At 57.8% G+C, this 25,761-nt stretch carries 23 protein-coding genes and 1 tRNA gene; 13 read left to right on the top strand and 11 right to left on the bottom strand.

Translation table 11 applies throughout. From position 1 onward, the window contains the following. The first annotated feature begins 1 nt into the window (after position 1). The 4 genes from ACOYXJ_RS28860 to ACOYXJ_RS28845 all read left to right on the top strand — a co-directional run bounded on the left by ACOYXJ_RS28860 (position 2) and on the right by ACOYXJ_RS28845 (position 5,250). Positions 2-718 carry an MgtC/SapB family protein gene (locus ACOYXJ_RS28860; protein ID WP_007913384.1) on the top strand — a complete coding sequence of 239 codons (717 nt, stop codon included), beginning with the start codon at positions 2-4 and terminating at the stop codon, positions 716-718. A gap of 120 nt (positions 719-838) precedes the next feature. Continuing rightward, on the top strand, positions 839-1,261 hold the full coding sequence (locus ACOYXJ_RS28855) for a chemotaxis protein CheY (RefSeq protein WP_150794315.1): 423 nt from the start codon (positions 839-841) through the stop codon (positions 1,259-1,261). 134 nt (positions 1,262-1,395) lie between these two features. Then, on the top strand, positions 1,396-2,022 hold the full coding sequence (locus ACOYXJ_RS28850; RefSeq protein WP_150794314.1) for a response regulator transcription factor: 627 nt from the start codon (positions 1,396-1,398) through the stop codon (positions 2,020-2,022). Positions 2,023-2,031: 9 nt separating this feature from the next. Next, positions 2,032-5,250: a transporter substrate-binding domain-containing protein gene (locus ACOYXJ_RS28845; RefSeq protein WP_460367133.1), complete on the top strand. Its 3,219-nt coding sequence runs from the start codon at positions 2,032-2,034 to the stop codon at positions 5,248-5,250. Positions 5,251-5,254: 4 nt separating this feature from the next. On the opposite strand, the gene dkgB is transcribed toward ACOYXJ_RS28845, so the two are convergent. Both dkgB and ACOYXJ_RS28835 read right to left on the bottom strand, forming a co-directional pair. Beyond that, positions 5,255-6,058, bottom strand: coding sequence for a 2,5-didehydrogluconate reductase DkgB (gene dkgB / locus ACOYXJ_RS28840; protein ID WP_460367131.1), 804 nt, complete (start codon positions 6,056-6,058; stop codon positions 5,255-5,257). Between the two features lie 229 nt (positions 6,059-6,287). Then, the gene (locus tag ACOYXJ_RS28835; RefSeq protein ID WP_460373065.1) at positions 6,288-7,196 is read right to left on the bottom strand and encodes a LysR substrate-binding domain-containing protein; all 909 of its coding nucleotides are present in this window, start codon (positions 7,194-7,196) and stop codon (positions 6,288-6,290) included. A gap of 105 nt (positions 7,197-7,301) precedes the next feature. On the opposite strand from ACOYXJ_RS28835, the gene ACOYXJ_RS28830 reads away from it, so the two are divergent. The 3 genes from ACOYXJ_RS28830 to ACOYXJ_RS28820 all read left to right on the top strand — a co-directional run bounded on the left by ACOYXJ_RS28830 (position 7,302) and on the right by ACOYXJ_RS28820 (position 10,542). Next, positions 7,302-8,168: a pirin family protein gene (locus ACOYXJ_RS28830; RefSeq protein WP_460367129.1), complete on the top strand. Its 867-nt coding sequence runs from the start codon at positions 7,302-7,304 to the stop codon at positions 8,166-8,168. An 86-nt stretch (positions 8,169-8,254) separates the two neighbouring features. After that, positions 8,255-8,881, top strand: coding sequence for an isochorismate family cysteine hydrolase YcaC (gene ycaC / locus ACOYXJ_RS28825; protein WP_460367127.1), 627 nt, complete (start codon positions 8,255-8,257; stop codon positions 8,879-8,881). A 218-nt stretch (positions 8,882-9,099) separates the two neighbouring features. Beyond that, positions 9,100-10,542, top strand: a complete 1,443-nt coding sequence (locus tag ACOYXJ_RS28820) for a mechanosensitive ion channel domain-containing protein (RefSeq protein WP_460367125.1) — start codon at positions 9,100-9,102, stop codon at positions 10,540-10,542. A gap of 4 nt (positions 10,543-10,546) precedes the next feature. Here ACOYXJ_RS28820 and ACOYXJ_RS28815 read toward each other — a convergent pair whose 3' ends face one another. Further along, a complete protein-coding gene (locus ACOYXJ_RS28815) occupies positions 10,547-11,122 on the bottom strand; it encodes a GNAT family N-acetyltransferase (protein ID WP_150794308.1) in 576 nt (191 codons plus the stop codon). A gap of 129 nt (positions 11,123-11,251) precedes the next feature. Between ACOYXJ_RS28815 and xth the strand changes: the two genes are divergently transcribed. From xth to ACOYXJ_RS28800, 3 genes are all read left to right on the top strand, one after another. Further along, complete coding sequence (xth, locus tag ACOYXJ_RS28810; RefSeq protein WP_460367123.1) at positions 11,252-12,046, top strand: exodeoxyribonuclease III; 795 nt, start codon at positions 11,252-11,254, stop codon at positions 12,044-12,046. A gap of 133 nt (positions 12,047-12,179) precedes the next feature. Further along, a complete protein-coding gene (locus ACOYXJ_RS28805; protein ID WP_460367121.1) occupies positions 12,180-13,838 on the top strand; it encodes a hypothetical protein in 1,659 nt (552 codons plus the stop codon). A gap of 189 nt (positions 13,839-14,027) precedes the next feature. Continuing rightward, positions 14,028-14,870: an arylamine N-acetyltransferase family protein gene (locus ACOYXJ_RS28800; RefSeq protein WP_460367119.1), complete on the top strand. Its 843-nt coding sequence runs from the start codon at positions 14,028-14,030 to the stop codon at positions 14,868-14,870. On the opposite strand, the gene ACOYXJ_RS28795 is transcribed toward ACOYXJ_RS28800, so the two are convergent. The 3 genes from ACOYXJ_RS28795 to ACOYXJ_RS28785 all read right to left on the bottom strand — a co-directional run bounded on the left by ACOYXJ_RS28795 (position 14,852) and on the right by ACOYXJ_RS28785 (position 16,576). Further along, positions 14,852-15,283 (bottom strand): DUF4952 domain-containing protein, encoded by a 432-nt coding sequence (locus tag ACOYXJ_RS28795; protein WP_460367117.1) that lies wholly within the window; start codon positions 15,281-15,283, stop codon positions 14,852-14,854. The two genes, ACOYXJ_RS28800 and ACOYXJ_RS28795, sit on opposite strands and share 19 nt — an antisense overlap. A gap of 72 nt (positions 15,284-15,355) precedes the next feature. Then, the gene (locus tag ACOYXJ_RS28790; protein WP_460367115.1) at positions 15,356-16,033 is read right to left on the bottom strand and encodes a hypothetical protein; all 678 of its coding nucleotides are present in this window, start codon (positions 16,031-16,033) and stop codon (positions 15,356-15,358) included. Between the two features lie 48 nt (positions 16,034-16,081). After that, on the bottom strand, positions 16,082-16,576 hold the full coding sequence (locus ACOYXJ_RS28785; protein ID WP_460373063.1) for a PAAR domain-containing protein: 495 nt from the start codon (positions 16,574-16,576) through the stop codon (positions 16,082-16,084). Between the two features lie 210 nt (positions 16,577-16,786). Between ACOYXJ_RS28785 and ACOYXJ_RS28780 the strand changes: the two genes are divergently transcribed. Next, entirely contained in the window at positions 16,787-18,310 is a 1,524-nt protein-coding gene (locus ACOYXJ_RS28780) for a nucleobase:cation symporter-2 family protein (protein ID WP_077571909.1), read from the top strand. A 229-nt stretch (positions 18,311-18,539) separates the two neighbouring features. Here the strand turns inward: ACOYXJ_RS28780 and ACOYXJ_RS28775 are convergent. After that, positions 18,540-18,615, bottom strand: a tRNA-Asn gene (locus tag ACOYXJ_RS28775). 219 nt (positions 18,616-18,834) lie between these two features. On the opposite strand from ACOYXJ_RS28775, the gene ACOYXJ_RS28770 reads away from it, so the two are divergent. Beyond that, entirely contained in the window at positions 18,835-19,065 is a 231-nt protein-coding gene (locus tag ACOYXJ_RS28770) for a hypothetical protein (RefSeq protein ID WP_064116830.1), read from the top strand. Here ACOYXJ_RS28770 and ACOYXJ_RS28765 read toward each other — a convergent pair. Then, entirely contained in the window at positions 19,062-19,262 is a 201-nt protein-coding gene (locus tag ACOYXJ_RS28765) for a hypothetical protein (RefSeq protein ID WP_053118898.1), read from the bottom strand. The genes ACOYXJ_RS28770 and ACOYXJ_RS28765 overlap by 4 nt on opposite strands. A gap of 224 nt (positions 19,263-19,486) precedes the next feature. After that, the gene (locus ACOYXJ_RS28760) at positions 19,487-20,683 is read right to left on the bottom strand and encodes an amino acid aminotransferase (protein ID WP_460367112.1); all 1,197 of its coding nucleotides are present in this window, start codon (positions 20,681-20,683) and stop codon (positions 19,487-19,489) included. 337 nt (positions 20,684-21,020) lie between these two features. On the opposite strand from ACOYXJ_RS28760, the gene uvrB reads away from it, so the two are divergent. Next, on the top strand, positions 21,021-23,036 hold the full coding sequence (gene uvrB, locus ACOYXJ_RS28755) for an excinuclease ABC subunit UvrB (protein WP_007913411.1): 2,016 nt from the start codon (positions 21,021-21,023) through the stop codon (positions 23,034-23,036). A 116-nt stretch (positions 23,037-23,152) separates the two neighbouring features. Here uvrB and ACOYXJ_RS28750 read toward each other — a convergent pair whose 3' ends face one another. After that, complete coding sequence (locus tag ACOYXJ_RS28750) at positions 23,153-24,703, bottom strand: MDR family MFS transporter (protein ID WP_460367110.1); 1,551 nt, start codon at positions 24,701-24,703, stop codon at positions 23,153-23,155. Beyond that, on the bottom strand, positions 24,693-25,742 hold the full coding sequence (locus tag ACOYXJ_RS28745) for an HlyD family secretion protein (RefSeq protein WP_460367108.1): 1,050 nt from the start codon (positions 25,740-25,742) through the stop codon (positions 24,693-24,695). The genes ACOYXJ_RS28750 and ACOYXJ_RS28745 overlap by 11 nt, the downstream gene beginning before the upstream one ends. Positions 25,743-25,761: the final 19 nt, after the last annotated feature.

The raw sequence follows: 25,761 nt of genomic DNA, 5'->3' as shown, positions 1-25,761 counted from the left end.
CATGCAAGCCATCAACAACCTCAACCTCGATTCGCTGCTCGACACCCTCGTCAGCCTCAGCGCTGCTTTCATCCTCGGTGGTCTGATCGGTTTCGAGCGCCAGTACCGGCAACGCACTGCCGGCCTGCGCACCAACGTGCTGGTCGCCGTCGGCGCGGCGATTTTTGTCGACATGGCCAACCGCCTCGCCGGCGCTGAAGGCGCGGTGCGTGTGGTCGCCTACGTGGTGTCCGGCATCGGTTTTCTCGGCGCCGGGGTGATCATGCGCGAAGAGGGCAACGTGCGCGGCCTCAACACCGCCGCAACCCTGTGGACCTCCGCAGCGGTGGGCGCCTGTGCCGGGGCCGATCTGCTCGCCGAAGCCGTGCTTGGCACATTGTTCATTCTGGCTGCCAACACCTTGCTGCGGCCGATCGTCAACAATATCAACCGCCAGCCACTGGACGTGGTCTCGGCGGAAGTCACCAACATTGTCTACGTCATCGCTCGACGCTCACAGCAAACCGCCGTGTTCGCCTTGCTCGAAGCCGAGCTTGAGCGCAGCAATTACCCGGCCAGTGATGTCGACGTCCATGCCTTCGGTGCCGATGAAATCGAGATCGAAGCCACCCTGGCGACCACTTCGGTGGATGGTGATGAACTGGATGCTCTGGTGGCACGGATCTCGACGTCGGCCCTGGTGGTACAGGCGTTCTGGAGTCCGAGTACCACCGAGTGAGTGGCAACCGTGCTGGCTCTCAGGCGAACGGCCAATTTTTTCGGAAAAGTCCTACAGAAGCTGCCGATCAGGTTGCGTAGTCTTGCCGCACCCGAAAACCTGACTGCCAGGAGATTGAGCATGATCAATAAGGCCCTGCGTATCCTCATCGCCGACACGCAACATTTTTACCGGATGAAAATCGAGCGGTTGTTCAATGAGCTCGATTACTACCGTGTTGCACCGGTGCAGAGCCTCGCCGAGCTGTTGACACTGGTGGACTACGGTTGCGAACCGTTCGATGTGGTAGTCATCAACGCCGAACTGGCGGGCGGTGCGCTGGATCTGCCGGGATTCTTGCTCGATAACCCGCAGGTGCGTCATGCGATGGTCTACAAAGTGCCGTCGACAACGATGCAGATGGCCGAGGACTTTGCCTTGGGCAACCTGCAGATCAGTCATGCGGCATTGCCCAATGCACAGGCGATCACGCACTTGATGACGTGGGTCGACAGACCTCGGTCGGAGCAGGATGAGGCGTTGCGGCGTTTGGCTTATGCATAGAAAGACACTGGGCGCAACTGTCAGGTCTGACAGGTGATTCACTTGCCGTTACGTGTAACAGTCCCAGCGCAGCCACTGAGTCCGCGTGAGCCTGTGCCAGCGGTCCGTCGTCAGATTTTGCACCGGGAGTGGACATGAGGTCAGCGCTGATCGTCGACGATCATCCGGTGGTGCGCGCCGCCGTTAAAATCGTATTGCAGGCCGAAAGCTTTAAACAGATTCATGAGGTTGCCAATGGCGAGCAAGTGATGGAGATGATTCGTGAGCATTCGCCACAGTTGGTGGTGCTTGATCTCAATTTACCGGGGCTCAGTGGCCTGGACGTGATCGTGCGCATCAAGGCCAACTACCCGGCCTGCCGAATACTGGTGTTCTCCCTGCATGCGCCGGAGATCTATCAGGAACGCTGCCTGCGCGCCGGAGCCATGGCTTATGTGACCAAAAGCAATCAATTGCAGCAGTTGCACAAGGCGATCCAGGCGCTGATGGCGGGCTACAGCTATTTCAGCGCGCTGACTGACAGCACCAGTACTTTGAACGCTATCCAGCTATCGGAAAAGCAGATGATCGATCAGCTTTCCGACCGTGAGCTGGCCATTTTGCTGCAACTGGCACAAGGCAAAGCCAACAAGATCATTGCCCAGGACATGCATCTGAGCCACAAAACCGTCAGCACCTACAAGACCCGCCTGATGATCAAGCTGGGAATATTGTCACTGGTGATGCTACGCGAATTTGCCCAGCGTAACGGTTTGATTTGAGGATCGGCCATGGAGCTGCGTCGGGTCGTTTTCGCGCTGTTGATGACCCTCGGCGCATCGGCAGGAGCAAACGATGCGCCAGTGATGCTGGAAGTGCTGAGCCGGACCCGCCCGGAAAATATCCAGATACGACTGGACGGACAGGATCGTCAATGGCTGCAGGAGCATCCACTCTTGCGCGTCGGTATTTCAGGGCCCGACTATCCGCCGTTCGAGGTGACGCGCAATCGGCATGAGCTGGAAGGGCTGACGGCTGACTACGCGGATCTGATCGCGCAATTGCTCAACGTGCGGATACAGGTACAGCGCTACGCCAACCGGGATGCGGCCATGGCCGCGCTTAAACACGGTGAAGTGGAGCTGCTGGGCACTTCGAACAGTTTCGAGCTTGCTGATCCTGCGTTCATTTTGTCCCGGGCCTACGCCGAAGATCAGCCGATGCTGGTGACCCGGCTCGAAGAAACCTTGCCGGTGGATCTTGCGGGCAAGCGCGTGGCCATGGTCGAGGATTATCTGCCGTTGGCGAGTGTGCAGGCGTTCTATCCCGAAGCGAACGTGCAGCGCTACCCGTCGGCGATGGATGCACTCGGCGCCGTGGCGTTTGGCACAGATGACGTTTACCTGGGCGACTTCATCAGTGCCAACTACTTGATCAACACCAATTATCGTAACGATCTGCAGTTGACCGGGCCCGCCGGGCTCGACGCCAATCCGTTCGGCTTTGCGCTGCTGCGTAGCCAGGTGCGCCTCAAGCGTATCGTCGACCAGGCGTTGGCAGCCATCCCCATGGAACATCGGCAGCGCATCGAGCAGCGCTGGAGTGCCGGCCTTGCCGAGATGGCGGAACAATCACGGGTGCAACTCAGTGCCGTCGAGCGGCAATGGCGAGATCTGCACCCAGTGGTACGGGTCGGCGGCATTGAAGACTTCGCTCCCCTGACGTTCTTTGACGCGGATGGCCGTTTCAGCGGGCTTTCAGCGCAACTGCTGGCCTTGATCAGCCAGCGCAGCGGATTGAATTTCGAGATTGTCCGAGGGAGCTCGCTGGATCGTCAGATCGAGCAATTGAAAACCGGGGAACTGGATCTGTTGCCCGTGGTAACGCCCAGCAGTGAGCGCGAAAACGAACTGCAATTTACCCGTGCCTATCTGAATAATCCGTTTGTGCTGGTCAGTGCGGCAACGACGCAGGGTGTGCGCAGTTTCGACAATCTGCAGGGCAAGCGCTTGGCGATTTATCGCGGCCATCCATTGCGTGGTTATCTGCAGGAGCGCGTCCCGCACTTACGCATTGTCGACGTCAGAAGCCCCGCCGAGGGCATGGAAATGATTGCCAAGGGGCAGGTCGACGCCACGGTCAGCTCTTTGCTGGTCGCGCGCTTTCTGATCTCGCGTCATTACCGCGATCGTCTGCGCATCGCCAGTACCATCGGCGACCAACCGGCCCGGATCGCACTGGCCACTGCGCCGCAAGCGTCGGCGCTGCATTCGATCCTGAACAAGGCGCTGCTGAGCATCGCCCCGCAACAGATGGACGAACTGGTCGAACGCTGGAGCCATGACGTGGTGGTGGATGACAGCTATTGGTTGCGGCATCGCCGTGAGATTGTCTTTGCTTTCGCCGGTGCGGCAGGCTTGCTGATACTGGCGCTGGCGTGGATCGGTTTTCAGCGCTGGCAGATCCGCCAGCGTCAGCAGTGGTTACGGCAATTGCAGCAAGCCAAGGACGCGGCGGACGATGCCAACCGGGCCAAGACCACGTTTCTGGCAACCATGAGCCATGAAATTCGTACACCGATGAACGCCCTGATCGGCATGCTCGAGCTGGCTTTGAAACGGGCGGAGGAAGGCGTGACCGATCGATTGGCGATTCAGGTGGCCTCCAACGCCGGTCAACAGTTGTTGGCACTGATCGGTGACATTCTCGACATCGCGCGTATCGAGACTGGCCATTTGTCCCTGGTTCCCGAACGGGCCAATCTGCGTGAACTGGTGGTGTCGGTGTGTCGGGTGTTCGAAGGGCTGGCACGGCAGAAACGCTTGCTGTGGCACATCGAACTGGATGCCCATAGCGACGTCGATGTGTTGATTGATCCGACGCGCTTCAAGCAGGTGCTGTCAAACCTGCTGAGCAACGCGATCAAGTTCACCGAAGATGGCGAAGTGAGTCTGTGGCTGGTTGTGACGCCAACGTCAGCCGAGCGACTGGCGGTGAAGGTGCTCATCGAAGACAGCGGGATCGGGATCAGCAATGAGGACCGGCAACGGCTGTTCAGTCCGTTCGTGCAGGCGAGCAATAACGTTCAATCGGCGCGCAGCGGTTCCGGTCTGGGCCTGGTGATCAGTCGCAGCCTGTGCGAAATGATGGGCGGCGAATTGCGGCTCGACAGTGAACCGGGTCTCGGGACCCGGGTTGAAATCAGACTCCAGATGCCACTGCTGCAGGCGTTGTCACACGTTCCGGCCCACGCGCAAGTATTGGAGGCGGTAGGGCATTCACTCAGCGTTCTGGTGGTGGACGATCATCCGGTCAATCGTTTGTTGTTGTGCTGGCAGTTGAGTGAACTGGGGCATCGCACGGTTGACACCGAGGACGGTCATGCCGGGCTGGAGCGTTGGCGGGCACAGGCGTTCGATGTGGTGATCACCGACTGCAACATGCCACGGCGTAACGGCTACGCGCTCGCGCGGGCCATTCGTGATGAGGAAACGCAGAGCGCTCGGGCACCTTGCCTGATCCTCGGGTTTACCGCCAACGCGCAGGTGGAGGAGAAGCTTCGCTGCCTCGATGCCGGTATGGATGAGTGCCTGTTCAAACCGATTCGCTTGCACGATCTGCAGCAGGCCTTGAAGGGGGCCAGCCATTGTGAAAGTGAAGTTCAGTCGGTCGGGGAGGTCGCTCTGAAGGAACTCGATCTGAGTACGCTGGAGCAGATGGCCGGCAATGACCATTCGATGATCCGACGCCTGCGTGAAGAAGTATTGAGCAGCCTGCACAACGATCTGCAACAGCTCGACCAGATGAACCATGAACATGACCGCGGCGGACTGCGCGAGTTGGCCCATCACATCAAGGGGGGCGCGCAAATGGTCGGCGCGGCGCGGCTGGTGTCAGCGTGCACTGATCTGGAAGAGGCCTGCCGTGCGGCCGAAGCCGAGGCGGTCGTCATGGCGATCAAGACGTTGCGTGATGCCTTGCACGGCCTCGCGCAACGTCTTGAGGCTTAACGGTTCAATCCCACTGTGGCGCAATGCCTGTTGGACTGGTCAGGCGATAGCCACGATCGAGCGTGGCGATGTGCATCATGTCGGCATCGCTCAACGTGAGTGCGGTGGCGCCGAGGTTACTGAGCAGATTTGCGCGCTTGGTCGATGACGGAATCACCGCATAACCCGATTGCATCGCCCAGGCAAGAGTGACTTGCGCCGGGGTGGCCTGCAGGCGCTCGGCGATCTGCTGGATCAGCGGATCCTTGAGTACTTCGCCGTAAGCGAGGGTCATGTACGAGGTGACGTGAATGCCCTGGCTGTGGGCGAACTCGACCACTTGGCGGTTTTGCAGATACGGATGCAACTCGATCTGGTGGGTCGCGATGTTTTCGGCGCCGACGGCCGCAATGGCCTGTTTCATCAGGTCGATGGTGAAGTTCGAAATGCCGATCTGCCGGGTCAGGCCCAGACGCTTGGCTTCCAGCAATGCGCCCATGAATTCTTCGACCGGCACTTGGTTGTCCGGCGATGGCCAGTGGATGAGCGTCAGGTCGAGGTAGTCGGTCTGCAGCTTCTCCAGGCTCTCTTTGAGACTGGCAATCAGGCGCTCTCTGGCGAAGTTGGCAATCCAGATCTTGCTTGTGATGAACAGCTCTTCGCGGGGGATACCGCTGGCGGCGATGGCCACACCGACATCGGCTTCGTTTTCGTAGATCTGCGCGGTGTCGATGACCCGGTAGCCGAGTTCCAGGGCGGTACTGACCGAATCGATGACCACCTGGCCTTGCAGACGAAATGTACCAAGACCGAAAGCGGGAACAGACATGAAGGACTCCAGGGGTTGCAGTGGGAATGGTCAGGAGTATCCGCATCAGGATGGTTGAGAAAAACCGCTGACGGGACAAAGCACTGTTGATCAGAAGTCATGAATCATTTCCAGGATTTGTGTTGTCCGGGCTGGCCTCTTCGCGAGCAGGCTCGCTCCCACAGGAGATCTGCGGTGTTCACAAATCCCCTGTGGGAGCGAGCCTGCTCGCGAAGGGCGCACCACCAATTCAGGCAATATCGCTGTGCGCGAACTCCTCCCCGAGAAAATCAATCAATGTGCGTACCGACGGCAACAATCCGCGCCGCGACGGGAAAATCGCATGCACCACGCCGCACTTGGGCGCCCAACCCGGAATCAGCTCGACGACGCGTCCGGCGGCAATATCCTCACGCACCACCACACTCGGCAAGTGCGCCACGCCAACGCCGGCAATCACCGCCTGGCGCAAGGCAATCAAGTCATCGGTGACCATGCGCGGTGTGTGCCGAATCAGCGCCGTGTTGCCATTCGGCCCGAGCAACTCCCACTGATATTCGCGCTGCGCCGCCCCCCAATGCAGGCTCGGCAGGCCATTGAGGTCGGCGGGCGAGGGCGGTGATGACAGGTGTTCGACAAACTGCGGGCTGCCGACCACCGATTGCGTGCTGTTGCCCAGCACTTTCATGACCATGTCGGTGTTCTCCAGTGGTGGAAAACGCACCCGCAGCGCAATGTCGAATCCTTCGTGAATCAAATCGACCCGGCGGTTGGTGCTCTCGATGAACAACTCCACCAGCGGGTACTTGAGCATGTAGCGCGTGAGCATCGGCCCGACCCACGAATTGAGCAGCGCCGTCGGGCAACTCAGACGCACCAGACCTTGCGGTTCGGAACGATTGCGTTCGATCAGCTCGGCGGCGCTCTCGGCTTCGATGCGCATCGCTAGGCAGCGTTGGTAATAGGCCTGGCCGATTTCGGTCAGCGAACAATGGCGGCTGGTGCGATGCAGCAGGCGTACGCCGAGGCGTTCTTCCAGTTCGGCAATGCGTCGGCTGAGTTTTGATTTGGGCATGTCCAGTGCGCGCCCGGCGGCAGCGAAACCATGATGTTCGACCACTTGGGTGAAGTAGTAGAGGGTGTTGAGGTCTTCCACTATCGTTCTCCAGATAGAACGCTAAGGCTGATTTTTGCAGTCTAGTGCATTAATGGTCATGGATTTAAGCTTGATCCATCGCATCACTTACCCAAATTGGAGACAACCATGAAAAACATCATCGGTATCTACACCAGCCCGCGCGGCCATTGGGTCGGCGATGGTTTCCCGGTTCGCACACTGTTTTCCTACGACAACCTGGGCAAACACATCAGCCCGTTCCTGCTGCTCGATCACGCCGGCCCGGCCGATTTCACCCCGACCACCGAACGGCGTGGCGTTGGTCAGCATCCGCACCGTGGTTTCGAAACCGTGACTATCGTTTATGAAGGCGAGGTTCAGCACCGCGACTCGACCGGCAGTGGCGGTGTGATCGGCCCGGGCGATGTGCAATGGATGACTGCGGCTTCCGGGATCCTCCACGAGGAATTCCATTCGGAAAACTTCGCCAAAACCGGCGGCAAACTGGAAATGGTCCAGCTGTGGGTCAACCTGCCGGCCAAGGACAAAATGGCCGCGCCGGGCTACCAGACCATTCTCGACAGCGACATCCCGAGCATCGTGCTCAAGGACAACGCCGGCAGCCTGCGCCTGATCGCCGGTGAGTTCGATGGCCACACCGGCCCGTCGCGTACTTTCACACCGATTGATGTGTGGGATCTGCGCCTGAACGCCGGCAGGTTGCTGACGCTCGATCTGCACGAAGGCCGCAACACCGCGCTGGTGGTGCTCAAAGGCTCGGTGCAGGTCAACGGTGTGGAGTCGGTGCGCGAAGGGCAGTTGGCGCTGTTCGAACGCAACGGTCATCAACTGAGCCTCGAAGCCAGTCAGGATGCGGTGGTGCTGCTGCTCAGTGGCGAACCGATCGACGAACCGATCGTTGGCCACGGCCCGTTCGTGATGAACACCGAGCAGGAAATCCACCAGGCGTTCGCCGACTTCCAGTCCGGCTGTTTCGGCCAGATGCACGCTTAACGCATAACCACTCCGCTCTACACAGGACGCGTAGGCCGGTTCGCAGGCCAGGGATGGCTGTCGCCTATAGAAAAGAGGAAACGCACATGACCACTCAATACAAACGTCTGGACAAGAACAACGCTGCGGTGCTGCTGGTCGACCATCAGGCCGGGCTGCTGTCGCTGGTGCGCGACATCGATCCGGACAAATTCAAGAACAACGTGCTGGCCCTGGCCGATCTGGCCAAGTACTTCAAGCTGCCAACGATCCTCACCACCAGTTTCGAAACCGGCCCCAACGGCCCACTGGTGCCGGAGCTGAAAGCGCTGTTTCCGGATGCGCCGTACATCGCCCGTCCGGGGCAGATCAACGCTTGGGACAACGAAGATTTCGTCAAGGCGATCAAGGCGACGGGCAAGAAGCAACTGATCATTGCTGGCGTGGTGACTGAGGTCTGCGTGGCATTCCCGGCACTGTCGGCGATAGAGGAAGGTTTTGATGTGTTCGTGGTGACCGATGCCTCGGGCACGTTCAACGAACTGACCCGCGAATCGGCGTGGAATCGCATGTCCAGCGCCGGTGCGCAATTGATGACCTGGTTCGGTCTGGCCTGTGAGCTGCACCGCGACTGGCGCAACGACATCGAAGGGCTGGGCACGCTGTTCTCCAATCACATCCCGGATTACCGCAACCTGATGACCAGCTACAGCACCCTGACCAACGGCAAATAACCCAGGCCTTACGCAATACCTGTAGGAGTGAGCCTGCTCGCGATAGCGGTGGGTCAGTCAAAGAGATTTCGACTGATACCCCGCCATCGCGAGCAGGCTCACTCCTACATGGGTTTTGTGGTGTTTTTGCGCGGGTGTTCATCCTCTGAAATCAATTGCTCCTACACTTGCTCAATCTGTGCGATCTTCTCGCGATTGGCCCCCGTCGGAGTTGTTTGATGCTGTCTCTGCTCACCGAACACCCGTTGTTCTGCGCGTTGATCCTGATCCTCCTCGATCTGGGCCTGTGGCGTCTGATCAGTTCCCATGGCAGCGAGTGGAAACTGCTGGTGCGGGTGCTGATTTTCACTTTGTTCAGCGTGCTGCTGTTCAACGAAGGTCTCAACCCGATGGAGCCCGCACCGTGGGCCGACAACGTGCCGCTGCATCTGGCGGCGACCGGGTTGCAGATTGGCTGGTGGCTGTTCGGTGCGCGCACCCTGACGGTGCTGATCGGCGCGGTGATGATGCAGCGGGTCGGCCACACCGGGCGGCTGTTGCAGGACTTGCTCGGCGCGGTGATTTTCCTCATCGCGATCATTGCCGCGCTGGCCTATGTGCTGGATCTGCCGGTCAAAGGTGTGCTGGCGACGTCCGGTGCGCTGGCGATCATCGTCGGTCTGGCCTTGCAGAGTACGTTGAGCGATGTGTTCTCCGGCATCGTCCTCAACACCACCAAGCCGTATCAACTGGATGACTGGATCTCCATCGACGGCACCGAAGGCCGGGTCACCGATATCGACTGGCGCGCTACGCGCCTGCAAACCAGTCAGGGCAGCATGGCGGTGATTCCCAACTCGCTGGCGGCCAAGGCCAAGATCATCAACTTCAGTCGACCGAGCAACATGTTCGGCGTCGCGGTCAGCGTGCAGGTCAGCCCGCATGCCCGGCCCAGTTCGGTGATCGATGCGCTGGAGCGGGCGATGCAGGGCTGCCGGCAACTGCTCGACACGCCGGCGCCGAGCGTCTCCCTGAAAAGCTCCGGCAGCAGCGGGGCGGAATACGAGATCAGCGGGTTCGTTGCGTCGATGGGCGAGAAACGCGTGGTGCGCAATCAACTGTTTGACCTGGCGTATCGGCACTTGCAGGCGTCCGGGGTCAACCTGCTGTCGAGTGATGAAAGCACTGTGCCGACCAATTTGTCGCGACCACGGGCGCTGCTCGACAGTTCGCCGATCTTCTCGACCCTGCGCCAAGAAGAAAAAGACACCTTCAGCCAGAACATGAGCCTGCAAACCTTCCGCGCCGGCGAAGTCATTCTGGCGGGCGGCGAGGTCAGCGATCACCTGTTCATTATCGAGTCCGGCGTGGTTTCGGTGACCCTGAAGCGCCACGGCACAACATTCGAGTCCGGGCGCATGGGGCCGGGCGAGGTGATTGGCGAGGCTGGGATCTTGTCCGATACCGCGTTGCCGGCGGACTTTTCGGCGAAGACCTTTTGCGCGTTGTATCGCATCGAGAAGTCGTACCTCAAGCCGTGTCTCGATGCCCGTCATGACATTCATGACGCGATGCAGACACTGCTCGATTACCGCCTGCACAAGGCGCAATCGCTGACCGAGGAAGCGCCTGCGGTGGTACCGAAAAGAGGCTTTCTGCAGTGGCTGCGCAATCGCGCCTGAAGGGTCAGGCGCCGAGTTTCTGCTCCAGGTGCAAGCGCACCTGCGGCCACTCGTCGTCGATGATGCTGAACCGCACCGAGTTGCGCTTGCGTCCGTCCGGCATGATCCGCTCATGGCGGACGATGCCTTCCTGTTGTGCGCCAAGACGCAGGATGGCCTTGCGTGACTTCTGATTGTTCTCGTCGGTGGTGAACTGCACGCGCACGCAACCGAGCACGTCGAAGGCGTGGCGCAGCATCAGATACTTGGCTTCGGTGTTGACGAAGGATTTCTGCCAGCTCGCCGCGATCCAGCTGCTGCCGATTTCCAGCTTGCGATTGAGCGGGTCGATCTTCCAGAAGCGCGTTGAGCCGATCACTTCCCCGGTGTCTTTCAAAACAATGACAAACGGCATCACGGTACCGGCATCACGTCCATCGAGCGCTTTTTTCAGGTAGCTGTCGACGGTGCTTGCTGAAGGCACAACCGTGACGGTGAGATTCCACAATTCGCCATCGGCGGCAGCGTGGAGCAGGGCAGCGGCATCTGAATACTGAAGCGGGCGCAAAAGGATGCGCTGACCTTGTAGCGTGGTGGGCATGGGATTCAGGTCTCGGCTTTGCGGGCGAAAGGCGAGGGCCCATTACGCCGCACGAGACCGATCTGATGCAACCGGCGCGATGATCACGGGGTCACAATTTTTACAGCCCTTGGGCAGGAGCCTCAGCCGATGAAAAACCTGCGGATCGCCACCTACAACGTCAACGGTTTACGCGCACGTTTGCCGAACCTGCTGGATTGGCTCAAACGCGAGCAGCCGGACATCGCCTGCCTGCAAGAACTCAAATCCGTCGACACGGCATTCCCCGTCGCTGAACTGGAAGCCGCCGGTTACGGCGCAATCTGGCAGGGCCAGGCCTCGTGGAACGGCGTGGCGATTCTCGCCCGCGATGCGCAGCCGCTGGAGAGCCGGCGCGGTCTGCCGGGCGATCCGGATGACAAGCACAGTCGTTATCTGGAGGCAGCGGTGCACGGCGTGCTGGTCGGCTGCCTGTATCTGCCCAACGGCAATCCGCAGCCTGGGCCAAAATTTGATTACAAACTGGCCTGGTTTGAACGATTGATCAGCTATGCGAAAGACCTGCAAAGCAGCGATCACCCGGTGGTGCTGGCCGGTGACTACAACGTCGTACCCACCGACATGGACATTTACAACACCCGTTCCTGGCTCAAGGATGCGTTATTGCAACCCGAGAGCCGCGAGTGTTATCAACGCTTGCTCGATCAAGGCTGGACCGATTCGCTGCGCCATCTGTATCCCGAGGATCGCCTCTATACGTTTTGGGATTATTTCCGCCAGCACTGGCAAACCAACTCCGGTCTGCGCATCGATCATCTCCTGCTCAATCCGGCGCTGAGTCCGTATTTGCACGAGGCCGGGGTAGACGCCTGGGTACGCAATGAACCCCACGCCAGTGACCATGCGCCGACGTGGATTCGGATCGGCTCGCGCAAGCGGTCTTAGTAGAGATTCTTACTTGAGAATATTTATCAGGATAGTTTGTCAGTAATGGTCTGAAACCTATAGTGGCTTTTTGGTTGCGGATGTCGTAATTTTGAAAAATGGAAGTACAAAAAAATACGACGGAGCGGAGCGAATGGCCAGTTATTTTAAAGACGCGATTTCAAAAATTTATGGCGATGATGACGACTTCATTATTATTGGGCTAACCGGTCGCACCGGAAGTGGATGCTCGACAGTTGCTAAAATACTTTCTAAACCTCAAGCAGAAATAAAGCACTCACTTTATTCCGGTAATAATCCTGATTCAAATCCTCAAAGAAAACAGAAGATCGTTCTTAAGAATTTCGAAAAGACTTGGGAACCGTTTGTGACTATTCAAGCAAGTTCGGTTCTAACGCTTATGTTGTCGGAGTTGGATGTCGCTGAGTCATCTGTTTTTTTGGGTGGAGTGGATGGTATAAGTGAACAGGTTAAGCGGGAAATTATAGATGTTTTACAAGAAATAAAAAACGAACCTGTGGTTGAGGAGGATGTAAGAAGTTTGCGCCGTTACTACGCAGAATTTTTACCTGGGCAAAATGAAAAGCTTAAGCGAATTATTGGTGGGTCAGGATATGTCAAGCTGTTTCAGCAGGTTGGAAATAATTTAAGAAATTCAGGAAGTCCTACTTCCGAAGAGCGTAAAAGCGGTAGCTTTTATTCCTTGGCGGACAAAATAAATATAATCATAAAATTAATCCGTGCTGCGAGAGGCAAAGGGAAGAAAACTTTCATTGTTATCGATGCTATTCGAAATCCTTTTGAGGCGACATATTTTCAAGATCGTTACTCATCATTTTATCTTATGGCTGTCTCATGTGAAGATGAACAGCGTAAGAGACGATTGAGGCTATTAGGATATACTGATGAACAAGTCGGTAAGATTGACGGGGAAGAATATAGTTCTCGAAGCCTAGCTCAACAGTCAACGTATATAAAGCAAGATATACAAGCTTGTTTAGAGCGTTCGGAGCTCTATATAAGTAATCCAGACTCGGAAAATGCTGTCTCGGATTTCTCCAGTTTGGCAAATCAACTGATTACTTTCGTGTCGTTAATGACAAGGCCTGGGCTTGTAACACCCACACCTTTAGAACGCTGTATGCAAATGGCCTATACCGCAAAATTAAATTCTGGCTGTATTTCCAGGCAGGTGGGGGCAGTCGTTACGGATCTAAATTTTTCAGTTCAATCTGTAGGTTGGAATGATACACCGTATGGGCAAGTGCCTTGTAGTTTGCGTAACAGGTTTGATTTGGTTAGCGGTTATGATCAAGATGCTTATTCAGAGTATGAGAAAACTGATGTTGGTTATATCGAGAGATTCAGTGGGGAGAATTCTAAGTATCTTAAGATTGCGAGTACGGGAAGAAATATTTCCTATTGCTTTAAGAGTGAATACAATAGCCTGAAGAAAGAGAAGAATCAGGTGCATACTAGATCTCTGCATGCAGAAGAGAATGCTTTTTTGCAAATATCTAAGTATGGTGGAAGACCTATTGAGGGTGGTAAACTTTTTACAACGGCTAGTCCTTGTGAGTTGTGTTCAAAAAAAGCATATCAACTAGGTATTAAGGAGATTTATTACATTGATCCGTATCCAGGGATAGCTGTAACTCATATTTTGATGGGTGGAACTAATAACCCGCAGCTTATAATATTTTCTGGTGCTGTTGGGCGCGCTTTTCATAATTTATACTCTCCTCGGCTTCCCTATAAAGATGAGCTGAATGCGTTGGCGCTTGATGACTGATTTACTTGGGCCTCTGATTGCTTGCATGGAGGCCAACCCCCCTCATGCAACTGCAATCGTATCGCATCGGTTTGTGCGGGCGGCGATTGATTCGATTGGCGAAATCAATTGTCGAAAACAGTGCCTGATCCCGTATACATGGCGACCATCAACGCAGTGAACTGCGGCCCCATGCAAAAGGACTGAGCAATGAGTGAGCCACGCCTGACGAATCTGAAGCTGTACCTGCAACGTCTGGGTTTCGATGCGCCGCCGGCACCAACGCTGGCAACGCTGCGCCAATTGCAGTGGCGCCACACCGGCGTGTTTCCTTTCGAGAATCTGGCGACGATTACCGGCGCGGCGGTGTTGATCGATCTGCCGTCCATTGAAGAAAAAGTCTTGCTCGGTCGTCGCGGCGGTTACTGCTATGAGCTGAATAACCTGTTCTTTGCCTTGTTGCTGGAACTGGGCTTCGACGCTAGGGCCATCAGTGGGCGCGTGGTGATGAATCAGCCAGAAGGTAGCTGGACAGCGCGTACGCACCGTTTGAGTCTGGTGACTATCGACGACGTGCGTTACATCAGCGATGTCGGCTTCGGTGGCATGGTGCCAACGGCACCACTGCTCCTCGACACCGAAGCGGAGCAACCAACGCCACACGAACCTTATCGCATTGAAAAACAGGCCGACGGCTACATGCTGCGTGCCAACGTGGCGGGTGAATGGCGGCCGATGTACCTGTTCGACCTGCAACGCCAGGAAGACATCGATTACACCGTCGGCAACTGGTACGTCTCGACGCATCCGGAGTCACCGTTTACCCAACGTCTGATGGTCGCGCGCACCGGCGATGGTTGGCGCAAGACGCTGAACAACGGCAGCTTCGCTGTCCACCGCATGGGCGGCGAAAGCGAGCGGCGTGATGTCGCGGACGTCGAGGATCTACTCGATCTGCTTGAGGTTGAGTTCGGGATTCGGGTCGCGAGCCTGGAGTTGTTGAGGCCGGTGCTCGGACGCCTTATCCAGCCTGGTCAGGGATCTTCAGCGTAAGCATCGACCTGAATCGTAAAGAGATTGATCTTGGCCCACGACTCCCGTTGCCTGACCTCTGTTTCCTCTGAGCCAATGCTGATGAGGTAGTTGATGCCTGTTGCCGGGTCTCTGAAACCATTTTGGGTCGAGTCCCAGACACAACAGGCGCGCGTCATCGGCGAAATCCCGAAGTGCTGTTCAAAGTACTGTTCGGCTTTCGAAGCATTGGCCCCGGATACTTCATAGCTGGCGGAAAATGGCTGGCCCATGCGGTCAAGCGCCTGTTTGCAGCCTTTGAATTCAACAAACGATGGCTTGTCTGCGAGCTTCGACAGAAAGTCATCACAGCCAAAGTCGGCACTGGCACTGGCACTGCTGGCAATGACCAGCAACAGCGCGGGTATCCATCGGATAAGTAGCAACCGTTTCAATTATTTCTCCACCAGCAATTCACCGACATATTTCCCGCCTTCACCTTTGACTCGCTGGCAGATCAGGTAGTCTTAGATGTCGTTCCATTTGATCAACTCATAAAAGGTGACACAGCCGTCGGACAAATGACCGACATGGATGTAACGGCTGCTGTTGCCTTTTGTGCCTTGCAGTTCGATTGGAAACCAGACGTCGGTGCAATGCAGATTACCTTGTGCCTTGTAGCCATCCGTGGAGATATTTCCGTGGGAGCGGTCCGGGGCCATGATCCGGTGGCGTCCGGGTGGGATCGGGGTAAATTCGCCGCCCCACTGGCTGTTCAGCGTCACCTTCGCCGTTTTGCCATTGAAGCTGACCTGTGCCCATTGCTGCAGCAGTTTGCCTTTGAACTCCGAGACCGCATGGGCCGGTGCACCGGTGTACTTGACCTTGACGGTGGCCGGCGCCGTTGGCGGGGTATCCATCAGGTACTTCAAGGCATTTTCGGTTTTCAGGCTGGTCGTCTGTCCGACGAACTCCGAATTGCCATTTGCAATCCTGAAATAGGTTCGACCACCGGACTCCTTGGTGAAGGTCACTTTGGTGTATTCGCAGAGGGCGACGAGCGTGCCTTTTGGTTCGAGTTTTACACTCAGCCAACCGTTTTCGTCGGCTCGTTTGGTGTATTTGGTGACAACGACTGCGGGATGCGTACTGCCACTCTGCCGGTTCGAGGGAGCCCGGTTATTGTTGAGGATTGCCTGCGCCATGCTGGTTACAACTCCTTTCAGGTGAATTCAGCCACTGGTTTTTCCTGCTTAGGCAAGGTCGTCAGGCTCCAGATGCAGCAGTTCGCTCGCTCGGGTCGAGACTCTCTGGGTCAGTCCGCGCTCATTGGTAACGCCACGGATTACCTTGCCGGACGCGGTGGTGATTTTGTAAGCGAAGTCGGGCACGGGCTCGCCGTCGGCGTCCAGCAACGTGAACTGTTCGTCGAAACCGAGGTTGATCGGCGGAACCGGACTGATCGGCGCGCCACCACCACTCTGGCCAATGATGACGGTGCCGGAACCGCCAACGATAACGTCACCGTGGCTGCCCTGAATGCCTTGGGTGGCGGCGTTTTTACCGTTGATGAAGACGGTTGCGGAAATGTTACCGCTGATGGAACTGCCACAAGAGGCTGGATCGCCAAGGCGCGCGGCAGGCAAACCATCGAAGAATACGTCGGGAGAGCCGGCAACTATTTTCTGCGCGGCATGGGCAGGGCAGGTTGTGGCGTCTGTGACGCGTGCAGCGGGTTTTCCACTTATGGTGACTTCCTTTTCTTGCCCGGCGGGGGGCATCCGTTGATCCGTACGGCATGGCTTCTGATCGTGCCACGTGATGAGGGGGTACTCAAGTCATCAGGCCGTTTGAGTGACGGGTAACCCGCCCCTGATTTTTTGTATACAAAACCATGGACACTTGTCGCGAGTTTTGAATACAGTGTGCGCATAACAAAAAACAGGGAACCCCCCACCATGAAAACGCCCCATGTTTCACACCAACGGCCCGAGGACGAAAATCTCGGGGTCGGCGCGAATATGGCTTACGGCCTGCAACATGTTCTGACCATGTACGGCGGTATCGTTGCGGTGCCACTGATCATCGGCCAGGCGGCCGGCCTGTCGCCGGCGGATATTGGTTTGCTGATTGCTGCTTCATTGTTTGCGGGGGGGCTGGCGACGCTGCTGCAAACCCTGGGTCTACCGTTTTTTGGTTGTCAGTTGCCGCTGGTACAGGGTGTGTCGTTCTCCGGCGTGGCGACCATGGTCGCGATCGTCAGCAGTGGCGGGGAGGGCGGCTTTCAGTCGGTGCTTGGCGCGGTGATTGCCGCGTCCTTGATCGGGTTGCTGATCACGCCGGTATTCTCACGCATCACCAAGTTCTTCCCGCCACTGGTTACCGGTATCGTGATCACCACCATCGGCCTGACGCTGATGCCGGTGGCCGCACGCTGGGCCATGGGCGGTAACAGCCACGCGCCGGACTTCGGCAGCATGCAGAACATCGGTCTGGCGGCGGTCACGCTGGTGCTGGTGTTGCTGCTGAGCAAGGTCGGCAGCTCGACCATCTCGCGTCTGTCGATTCTGTTGGCCATGGTGATCGGCACCGTGCTGGCGGTATTCCTCGGTATGGCTGACTTCTCCAACGTCACCACCGGGCCGATGTTCGGCTTCCCGACGCCGTTTCACTTCGGCATGCCAACCTTCCACTTCGCCGCGATCCTGTCGATGTGCATCGTGGTCATGGTGACTCTGGTAGAGACTTCAGCGGACATTCTGGCGGTCGGTGAAATCATCGGCACCAAGGTCGATTCCAAGCGTCTGGGCAATGGCCTGCGCGCGGACATGCTGTCGAGCATGTTTGCGCCGATTTTCGGTTCGTTCACCCAGAGCGCCTTCGCCCAGAACGTCGGGCTGGTGGCGGTGACCGGGATCAAGAGCCGTTACGTGGTCGCTACTGGCGGCATCTTCCTGGTGATCCTTGGCCTGCTGCCATTCATGGGCCGGGTCATTGCGGCTGTGCCGACTTCGGTGCTCGGCGGCGCCGGTATCGTACTGTTCGGTACCGTGGCGGCAAGCGGCATCCGTACGCTGTCGAAAGTTGATTACCGCAACAACGTCAACCTCATCATCGTTGCTACTTCGATCGGTTTCGGCATGATCCCGATTGCCGCACCGAACTTCTACGATCACTTCCCAAGCTGGTTTGCGACCATTTTCCACTCGGGCATCAGCTCGTCGGCGATCATGGCGATCCTGCTCAACCTGGCGTTCAACCACTTCACCGCCGGTAACTCGGATCAGCAGTCGGTGTTTGCCGCGGCGGAAGAGCGGACCTTGCGTTACCGCGATCTGGCAGCGCTGCGCGAAGGCGACTACTTCAGCGATGGCAAGCTGCATGACTGCGATGGCAAGGAAGTGCCAGTCATCGAGCCGGATGATCACGACCATGGGCATGGTGCGCCGAAGGTGCAGGTCAAGAGCAGCGAGCACGTCTGACGGCTGTCTCTGAATAGAAAAGGGCCGATCTGTTAACCGCAGATCGGCCCTTTTTCATTTCAAGATCAAAAGATCGCAGCCTTCGGCAGCTCCTGCACAGATCTCATACTCCGCTGATTCTGCGGATGAACGCTGAATCTGTAGGAGCCGCCGAAGGCTGCGATCTTCTGATCTTTTCGAGCGGCCACAAAAAAGCCCCTGAATCTTTCGATTCAGGGGCTTTGCTATTTGGCTCCACAACCTGGACTCGAACCAGGGACCCAATGATTAACAGTCATTTGCTCTACCAACTGAGCTATTGCGGAATTGGTGCGTATGTTACTGATTCAAAAAGAGAAGTCAAGCATCGGTTGCAAAAATGAGTGAATCTTCGGGACGGACGGTGGTTTGTCAGCGATTGGCGGTTACCAGAACCGTAGCAGAGGTCTACCATGGCCGCCCGGAAGTGGTCACACGCGCTGCCGGCCATTCGCCGAAAAGGTACGTGACATGAAGCAGTCAATCCGCAACAACGAGGTGTTCGCATGAGCATCGCGCAAATCAGCCTGCCCAAGGGCGTCGGCCCACACGCCGAAAAACTCTTCGACGCGATCACTCAGGCCAGCACCGCTGAAGAGCTGAACCGCGCTGGCGGCAAGGCCGAAGGGTTCGTCCTCGGTCTGGAAAGCACCAAGGCGATCAAAAGCCAGATCGCCGAATCGCTGTACGTCGTCTATGACGATGCCGCGACTCAGCGCGCGAGCGAACTGGCTTAACTGCCGAAGGTGATAGTGCCCAGCATCAGTTTGGCGTAGGCCGCAGTGGCGGCCAGTTGCACCAGCCACAGCACAAGGCCACCCAGAAACACCCCGGCGGCGACTTGCAGCACCAGGCTTTTTTCGCGTTTGGCCGAGGCGCGGGGGATGAAATCATCCAGGTCGTCACGGTCGGCGCGCAGGTTGTCGTTTTTCATGTGGTTTCTCTCAAAAAACTCGGGTGTACACAAAACCTGTAGGAGTGAGCCTGCTCGCGATAGCGTTGTGTCAGGCAGTGAGGCGTCAACTGAGCCGACGCTATCGCGAGCAGGCTCACTCCTACATTTTGATTTGTGTGCAGTCTAGAGGGTATGGGGCGTTATTCGGGACAAATAAAAAACGGGAAGCCCCAAGGCTTCCCGTTTTTCATCACGCAGCGAAATCAGATGACCTGAACAATCGCATCCGTCACAGCCTTGATGTTGCTCTGGTTCAGCGCAGCCACGCAGATTCGGCCGGTGTCCAAAGCGTAGATGCCGAACTCGTTACGCAGGCGATGCACTTGCTCGGTGGTCAGACCGGAGTAAGAGAACATGCCGCGCTGACGACCAACGAAGCTGAAGTCGCGGTCCGGGGCTTTCTCTGCCAGCAGATCAACCATCTGCGTACGCATGCCGCGAATGCGCAAACGCATCTCTGCCAGCTCGGCTTCCCACTGCGCGCGCAGTTCCGGGCTGTTCAACACCGCAGCGACGATGCTAGCACCGTGAGTCGGCGGGTTGGAGTAGTTGGTGCGGATCACGCGTTTGACTTGCGACAGCACGCGCGCGCTTTCTTCTTTCGATTCGCTGATGATCGACAGGGCGCCAACGCGCTCGCCGTACAGCGAGAACGATTTGGAGAACGAGCTCGAGACGAAGAAGGTCAGGCCGGACTCAGCGAACAGGCGCACGGCAGCGGCGTCTTCATTGATGCCGTCGCCAAAACCCTGGTAAGCCATGTCGAGGAACGGCACGTGACCTTTGGCCTTGACCACGTCCAGCACGTTGTTCCAGTCCGCCGGGGTCAGGTCGACGCCGGTCGGGTTGTGGCAGCAAGCGTGGAGGATAACGATCGAGCCGTTTGGCAAGGCGTTGAGGTCTTCGAGCATGCCGGCACGGTTTACGTCATGGGTGGCAGCGTCGTAGTAACGGTAGTTCTGCACCGGAAAACCGGCGGTTTCGAACAGCGCGCGGTGGTTTTCCCAGCTCGGGTCGCTGATCGCCACGACGGCGTTCGGCAGCAGTTGCTTGAGGAAGTCGGCACCGATTTTCAGTGCGCCGGTCCCGCCGACAGCCTGAGTGGTGATGACGCGACCGGCGCTGATCAGCGGCGAGTCGTTGCCGAACAGCAGCTTTTGCACGGCCTGGTCGTAGGCAGCGATGCCATCGATCGGCAGGTAACCGCGCGAAGCGTGTTGAGCGACGCGAATCGTCTCGGCTTCGATCACGGCGCGCAGAAGTGGAATTCGCCCCTCTTCGTTGCAGTAAACACCCACGCCCAGGTTGACCTTGGTGGTCCGGGTATCGGCGTTGAATGCTTCGTTGAGGCCCAGGATTGGATCGCGGGGTGCCATTTCGACAGCGGAGAACAGGCTCATTATTGCGGCGGCTCTGAATGGAGAATGGAGGGACGTGTCGCGCTCCAGCCGGATGCACTAGAGCGGTGCACAAACGGGGAGCTAGTATAGAGGCCATTACTGAACAATGGCGACAGGCGATTCGGCTTTTCGGGTAAGTTTTTCCGATTATTTCTTGACCGTTAGTCGACTGCCCGTGTCAGAGTCTTTACCGGATGTAGGACGTTTGCCTTGAAAGGTGAGGCAATCGCCACCACATTCAGCACAATCCAGGTTTTTTCTTGCGCGACACCGGTCGTTTGCGGTCGTCCCCGTGGTGCTCCGCTTTGCTCGGAATGCCGCGATTCCAGAGGTGTTTATGTCCGAATTCCAGCTCGTCACCCGCTTCGAGCCCGCCGGCGACCAGCCAGAAGCCATCCGCCAATTGGTCGAAGGCATCGAGGCCGGGCTGGCGCACCAGACGCTGCTCGGTGTGACCGGCTCGGGCAAGACCTTCAGCATCGCCAATGTCATCTCGCAGATTCAGCGCCCGACGCTGGTGCTGGCGCCAAACAAGACCCTCGCCGCGCAGCTGTATGGTGAATTCAAGGCGTTCTTCCCGAATAATGCCGTCGAATACTTCGTTTCCTACTACGACTACTATCAGCCGGAAGCCTATGTGCCGTCGTCCGACACCTTCATCGAGAAGGATGCGTCGATCAACGACCACATCGAGCAGATGCGTCTGTCAGCGACCAAAGCGCTGCTGGAGCGCAAGGATGCGATCATCGTCACCACGGTGTCGTGCATCTACGGTCTCGGTAGCCCGGAAACCTATCTGAAAATGGTCTTGCACGTTGATCGCGGCGACAAGCTCGATCAGCGTGCATTACTGCGGCGTCTGGCCGATCTGCAATACACCCGCAACGACATGGATTTTGCCCGCGCAACCTTCCGGGTGCGCGGCGATGTGATCGATATCTACCCGGCGGAATCCGACCTGGAGGCGATCCGCATCGAGCTGTTCGACGACGAAGTCGAAAGTATTTCGGCGTTCGACCCGCTGACCGGTGAAGTCATCCGCAAGATGCCGCGCTTTACCTTTTACCCGAAGAGCCACTATGTGACGCCACGGGAAACCCTGCTCGACGCCATCGAACACATCAAAGTCGAATTGCAGGAACGCCTCGAATACCTGCGCAGCAACAACAAGCTGGTCGAAGCCCAGCGGCTGGAGCAGCGCACCCGTTTCGACCTGGAAATGATCCTCGAGTTGGGCTACTGCAACGGCATCGAAAACTACTCGCGCTACCTGTCCGGGCGTCCGGCCGGTGCCGCGCCGCCGACCCTTTACGATTACCTGCCGGCCGATGCCTTGCTGGTGATCGACGAGTCCCACGTCAGCGTGCCGCAAGTCGGCGCGATGTATAAGGGCGACCGTTCGCGTAAGGAAACCCTGGTCGAATACGGTTTCCGTCTGCCTTCCGCGCTGGATAACCGGCCAATGCGTTTTGACGAGTGGGAAGGGGTCAGTCCGCAGACCATTTTTGTTTCGGCAACCCCGGGCAACTACGAAGCCGAGCACGCCGGGCGGGTGGTCGAGCAAGTGGTACGGCCGACCGGTCTGGTCGACCCGCAGGTTGAAGTGCGTCCGGCGCTGACTCAGGTCGACGATCTGCTCTCGGAAATCAGCAAACGCGTGGCGGTCGAGGAGCGGGTGCTGGTCACCACGCTGACCAAACGCATGGCCGAAGACCTCACCGATTACCTCGCCGATCACGGCGTGCGCGTGCGTTATCTGCACTCGGACATCGACACCGTCGAGCGCGTGGAAATCATCCGTGATCTGCGCCTCGGCACCTTTGATGTGTTGGTCGGGATCAACTTGCTGCGTGAAGGTCTGGACATGCCGGAAGTGTCGCTGGTGGCGATTCTTGATGCCGACAAGGAAGGCTTCCTGCGTTCCGAGCGCTCGCTGATCCAGACCATTGGCCGCGCGGCGCGTAACCTCAATGGCCGGGCGATTCTGTATGCCGATCGCATGACCGGTTCGATGGAGCGCGCGATTGGCGAGACCGAGCGGCGTCGTGACAAGCAGATCGCCTTCAACCTGGAAAACGGCATCACCCCGCGCGGTGTGATCAAGGACGTCGCCGACATCATGGAAGGCGCCACTGTGCCGGGTTCGCGCAGCAAGAAGCGCAAAGGCATGGCCAAGGCTGCCGAAGAGAACGCCAAGTACGAAGCCGAACTGCGCTCGCCGAGCGAAATCACCAAACGCATTCGTGCGCTGGAAGAGAAGATGTATCAGTTGGCGCGGGATCTGGAATTTGAAGCGGCGGCGCAGATGCGCGATGAGATTGCCAAACTGCGCGAGCGGCTTTTGGCTGTGTAAGGAGGATCGTTCCCACGCTCTGCGTGGGAATGCAGCCCCGGACGCTCCGCGTCCGCTGTGACGCAGAGCGTCACCGGAGTCATTCCCACGCGGAGCACGGGAACGATCAGTTGCAGTTAGTGGGACTCCCCAGCCTTCAGCCCTTGCGGCAATTTCTTGGTCAACAAAATCGCCAACATGCTGATCCCCAGCGCAATCCCGACAAAGTGAAACGCATCGTTGTAAGCCATGATCGCCGCCTGCTGATGGACGATCTCACTCAACTTGCCCAACGCCGCCGTGTCACTGCCAAACCGATCGGTCATCGACGCCAGTCGCTCAGCCACCTGCGGGTTGGTCGGCACCACCGCCTCACGCAAATAATCGAAGTAAGTCTTGGTGCGCGCATCCAGCAGCGTTGCCAGCAAAGCAATCCCGATCGCACCACCGAGGTTACGCAGAATATTGAACAGACTCGACGCCGACCCCGCGTCCTGCGGCAGGATGTACGCCGTGGCGATCAGCGAAATGGTCACCATGATCAACGGCTGCCCCAGTGCCCGAATGATCTGGATCTGATTGAACTGCGGCCCGGCGAAATCCGGATTGAGCACGCCGGAAGAAAAACTCGCCAGTCCGAACAACCCGAAGCCGATCGTGCACAGCCATTTCGGCGAAACGAACTTCATCAGCTTCGGCACCAGCGGAATCAGAAACAGCTGCGGCACGCCCATCCACATGATCACTTCGCCGATCTGCAGGGCGTTGTAGTTCTGAATCTGCGCCAGGTACAGCGGCAGAAGATAGATCGAGCCGTACAGTCCGACCCCCATGCCCAGGCTGGAAATACTTGATAAGCCGAAGTTGCGATTGCGCAGAATGCCAAGGTTGATCAGCGGATTCGGTTTGGAGATCTGCACGATCACAAAGGTGATCAGGCTCACCAGCGCAATGCTGCCCAGCATCACGATCAGGCTCGATTCCAGCCAGTCCTTGCGATGGCCTTCCTCAAGAAAAACCTGCAAGCAACCGAGGCCAATCCCCAGCGTGAGGATGCCGGTGTAGTCGGTGCTTTTCAGCAGTTCCCAGTGCGCTTCTTTCTTCTCCAGCCCGTACATCAGGCCGGCGATCATGATCAGGCCCGGCGGAATGTTGATATAGAAGATGTATTCCCAACCCCAGTTTTCCGTGAGCCAGCCGCCCAGCGTCGGGCCGATGGACGGCGCGAACGTGGCGGTCATGGCGAACATCGCCATGCCTTTGGCGCGGTGGTGTTCGGGGAGCTTGATCAAGGTCAGGGTGAACGCCAGCGGAATCAACGCGCCGCCGGTGAAACCCTGCATGGCGCGGAAGACGATCATGCTCTCCAGGCTCCAGGCCATTGAGCACAGCAACGACGAAACCAGAAATCCCAGCGACACCCACACCGCCAGACGCCGCGCCGACAGCAACTGCACCAGCCACGCGGTCAGCGGGATCATGATGATTTCCGCGACCAGATACGAGGTGGAAATCCACGAGCCTTCTTCCAGCGTCGCCGACAACGCGCCCTGAATATCCTTCAGCGACGAGTTGGTGATCTGGATGTCGAGCACGGCCATAAAGGCGCCGAGCATCACGCTCATCACCGCAATCCAGTCGCGCCGGGTCGGTTCGCCGACCGGGCGCATCAGCGCATCACCGGCCATTGTCCGGGGCGTCTTTGATGTTCACTTTGGCGGTGACGGACATGCCCGGGCGGATCTTGCCGTGCAGCGGGTTGTCGGCCTTGAAGGTCAGTTTCACCGGAATCCGTTGCACGACTTTGGTGAAGTTGCCGGTGGCGTTGTCCGGCGGCAGCAGGCTGAACTGCGCGCCGGAGGCGGCGAACAGGCTATCGACCCGCGCTTCGATTGGCGTATCCCCATAGGCATCGAAGGTCAGCTCGGCTTTTTGGCCGGGTTGCATATGGCCGATCTGGGTTTCCTTGAAGTTGGCCTGCACCCAGATGTCTTCGTCCGGGACGATCGACAGCAGATAGGCACCGGCCTGCACCACTTGGCCGTTACGGGCGGCGCGTTGGCCAACGAGGCCGCTGATCGGCGCGTGGATTTCGCTGCGGGTCAGGTTGAGTTCGGCTTGCGCGAGGTCGGCGCGGGCGTTGGCAATCTGTGCGTCGAGGCGTTTGATTTCCGCGTTCAGGGCGTTGACCTGTTGGCGCTGGCCCTGTGCGTCGGCTTGCGCCTTGGCCACTTGCGAGCGGGCGATATGGGCGTCAGCGGAGAGGGTGGTTACGCGTTCCTCGGAAACGTAACCGGGTTTGCGCAGGGTTTCGGCGCGCGACAAATCCATCTGCGAGCGGCCAAGCGTGGCTTGGGTGGTCGCCACTTGCGCATCGCTGGCAGCGATCAGGCTCGACTGCTGAGTCAGTTTGCTTTGCGCCTGCAGGCGTTCGGCTTCACGGGTGGCGAGGGCGGCGTTGGCGCGGTCGATGGCCAGGCGGAAATCATTCGGTTCCAGGCGTACCAGCAACTGGTCTTTTTCCACGTGCTGATTGTCCTGCACCAGTACTTCATCGATGCGCGCGCTCAGTTGGCTCGAGACACGGGTGATTTCGCCCTGGACATAAGCGTTGTCGGTGCTTTCATAGAAGCGTCCCTTGAAAAACCAATGGGCAAAAAAGCCCCCGGCAATCAGCAGGACGAGCAGCAGAAATATCAACAGGCGACGCTTGAGTTGGGCAGGCATGGGCAAACTGTAGTCGAGG

The organism is Pseudomonas sp. Tul2A7 (assembly GCF_054790505.1).
The sequence above is the reverse complement of the archived record's forward strand: the minus strand, read 5'-3'. Positions and strand labels throughout refer to the sequence as shown.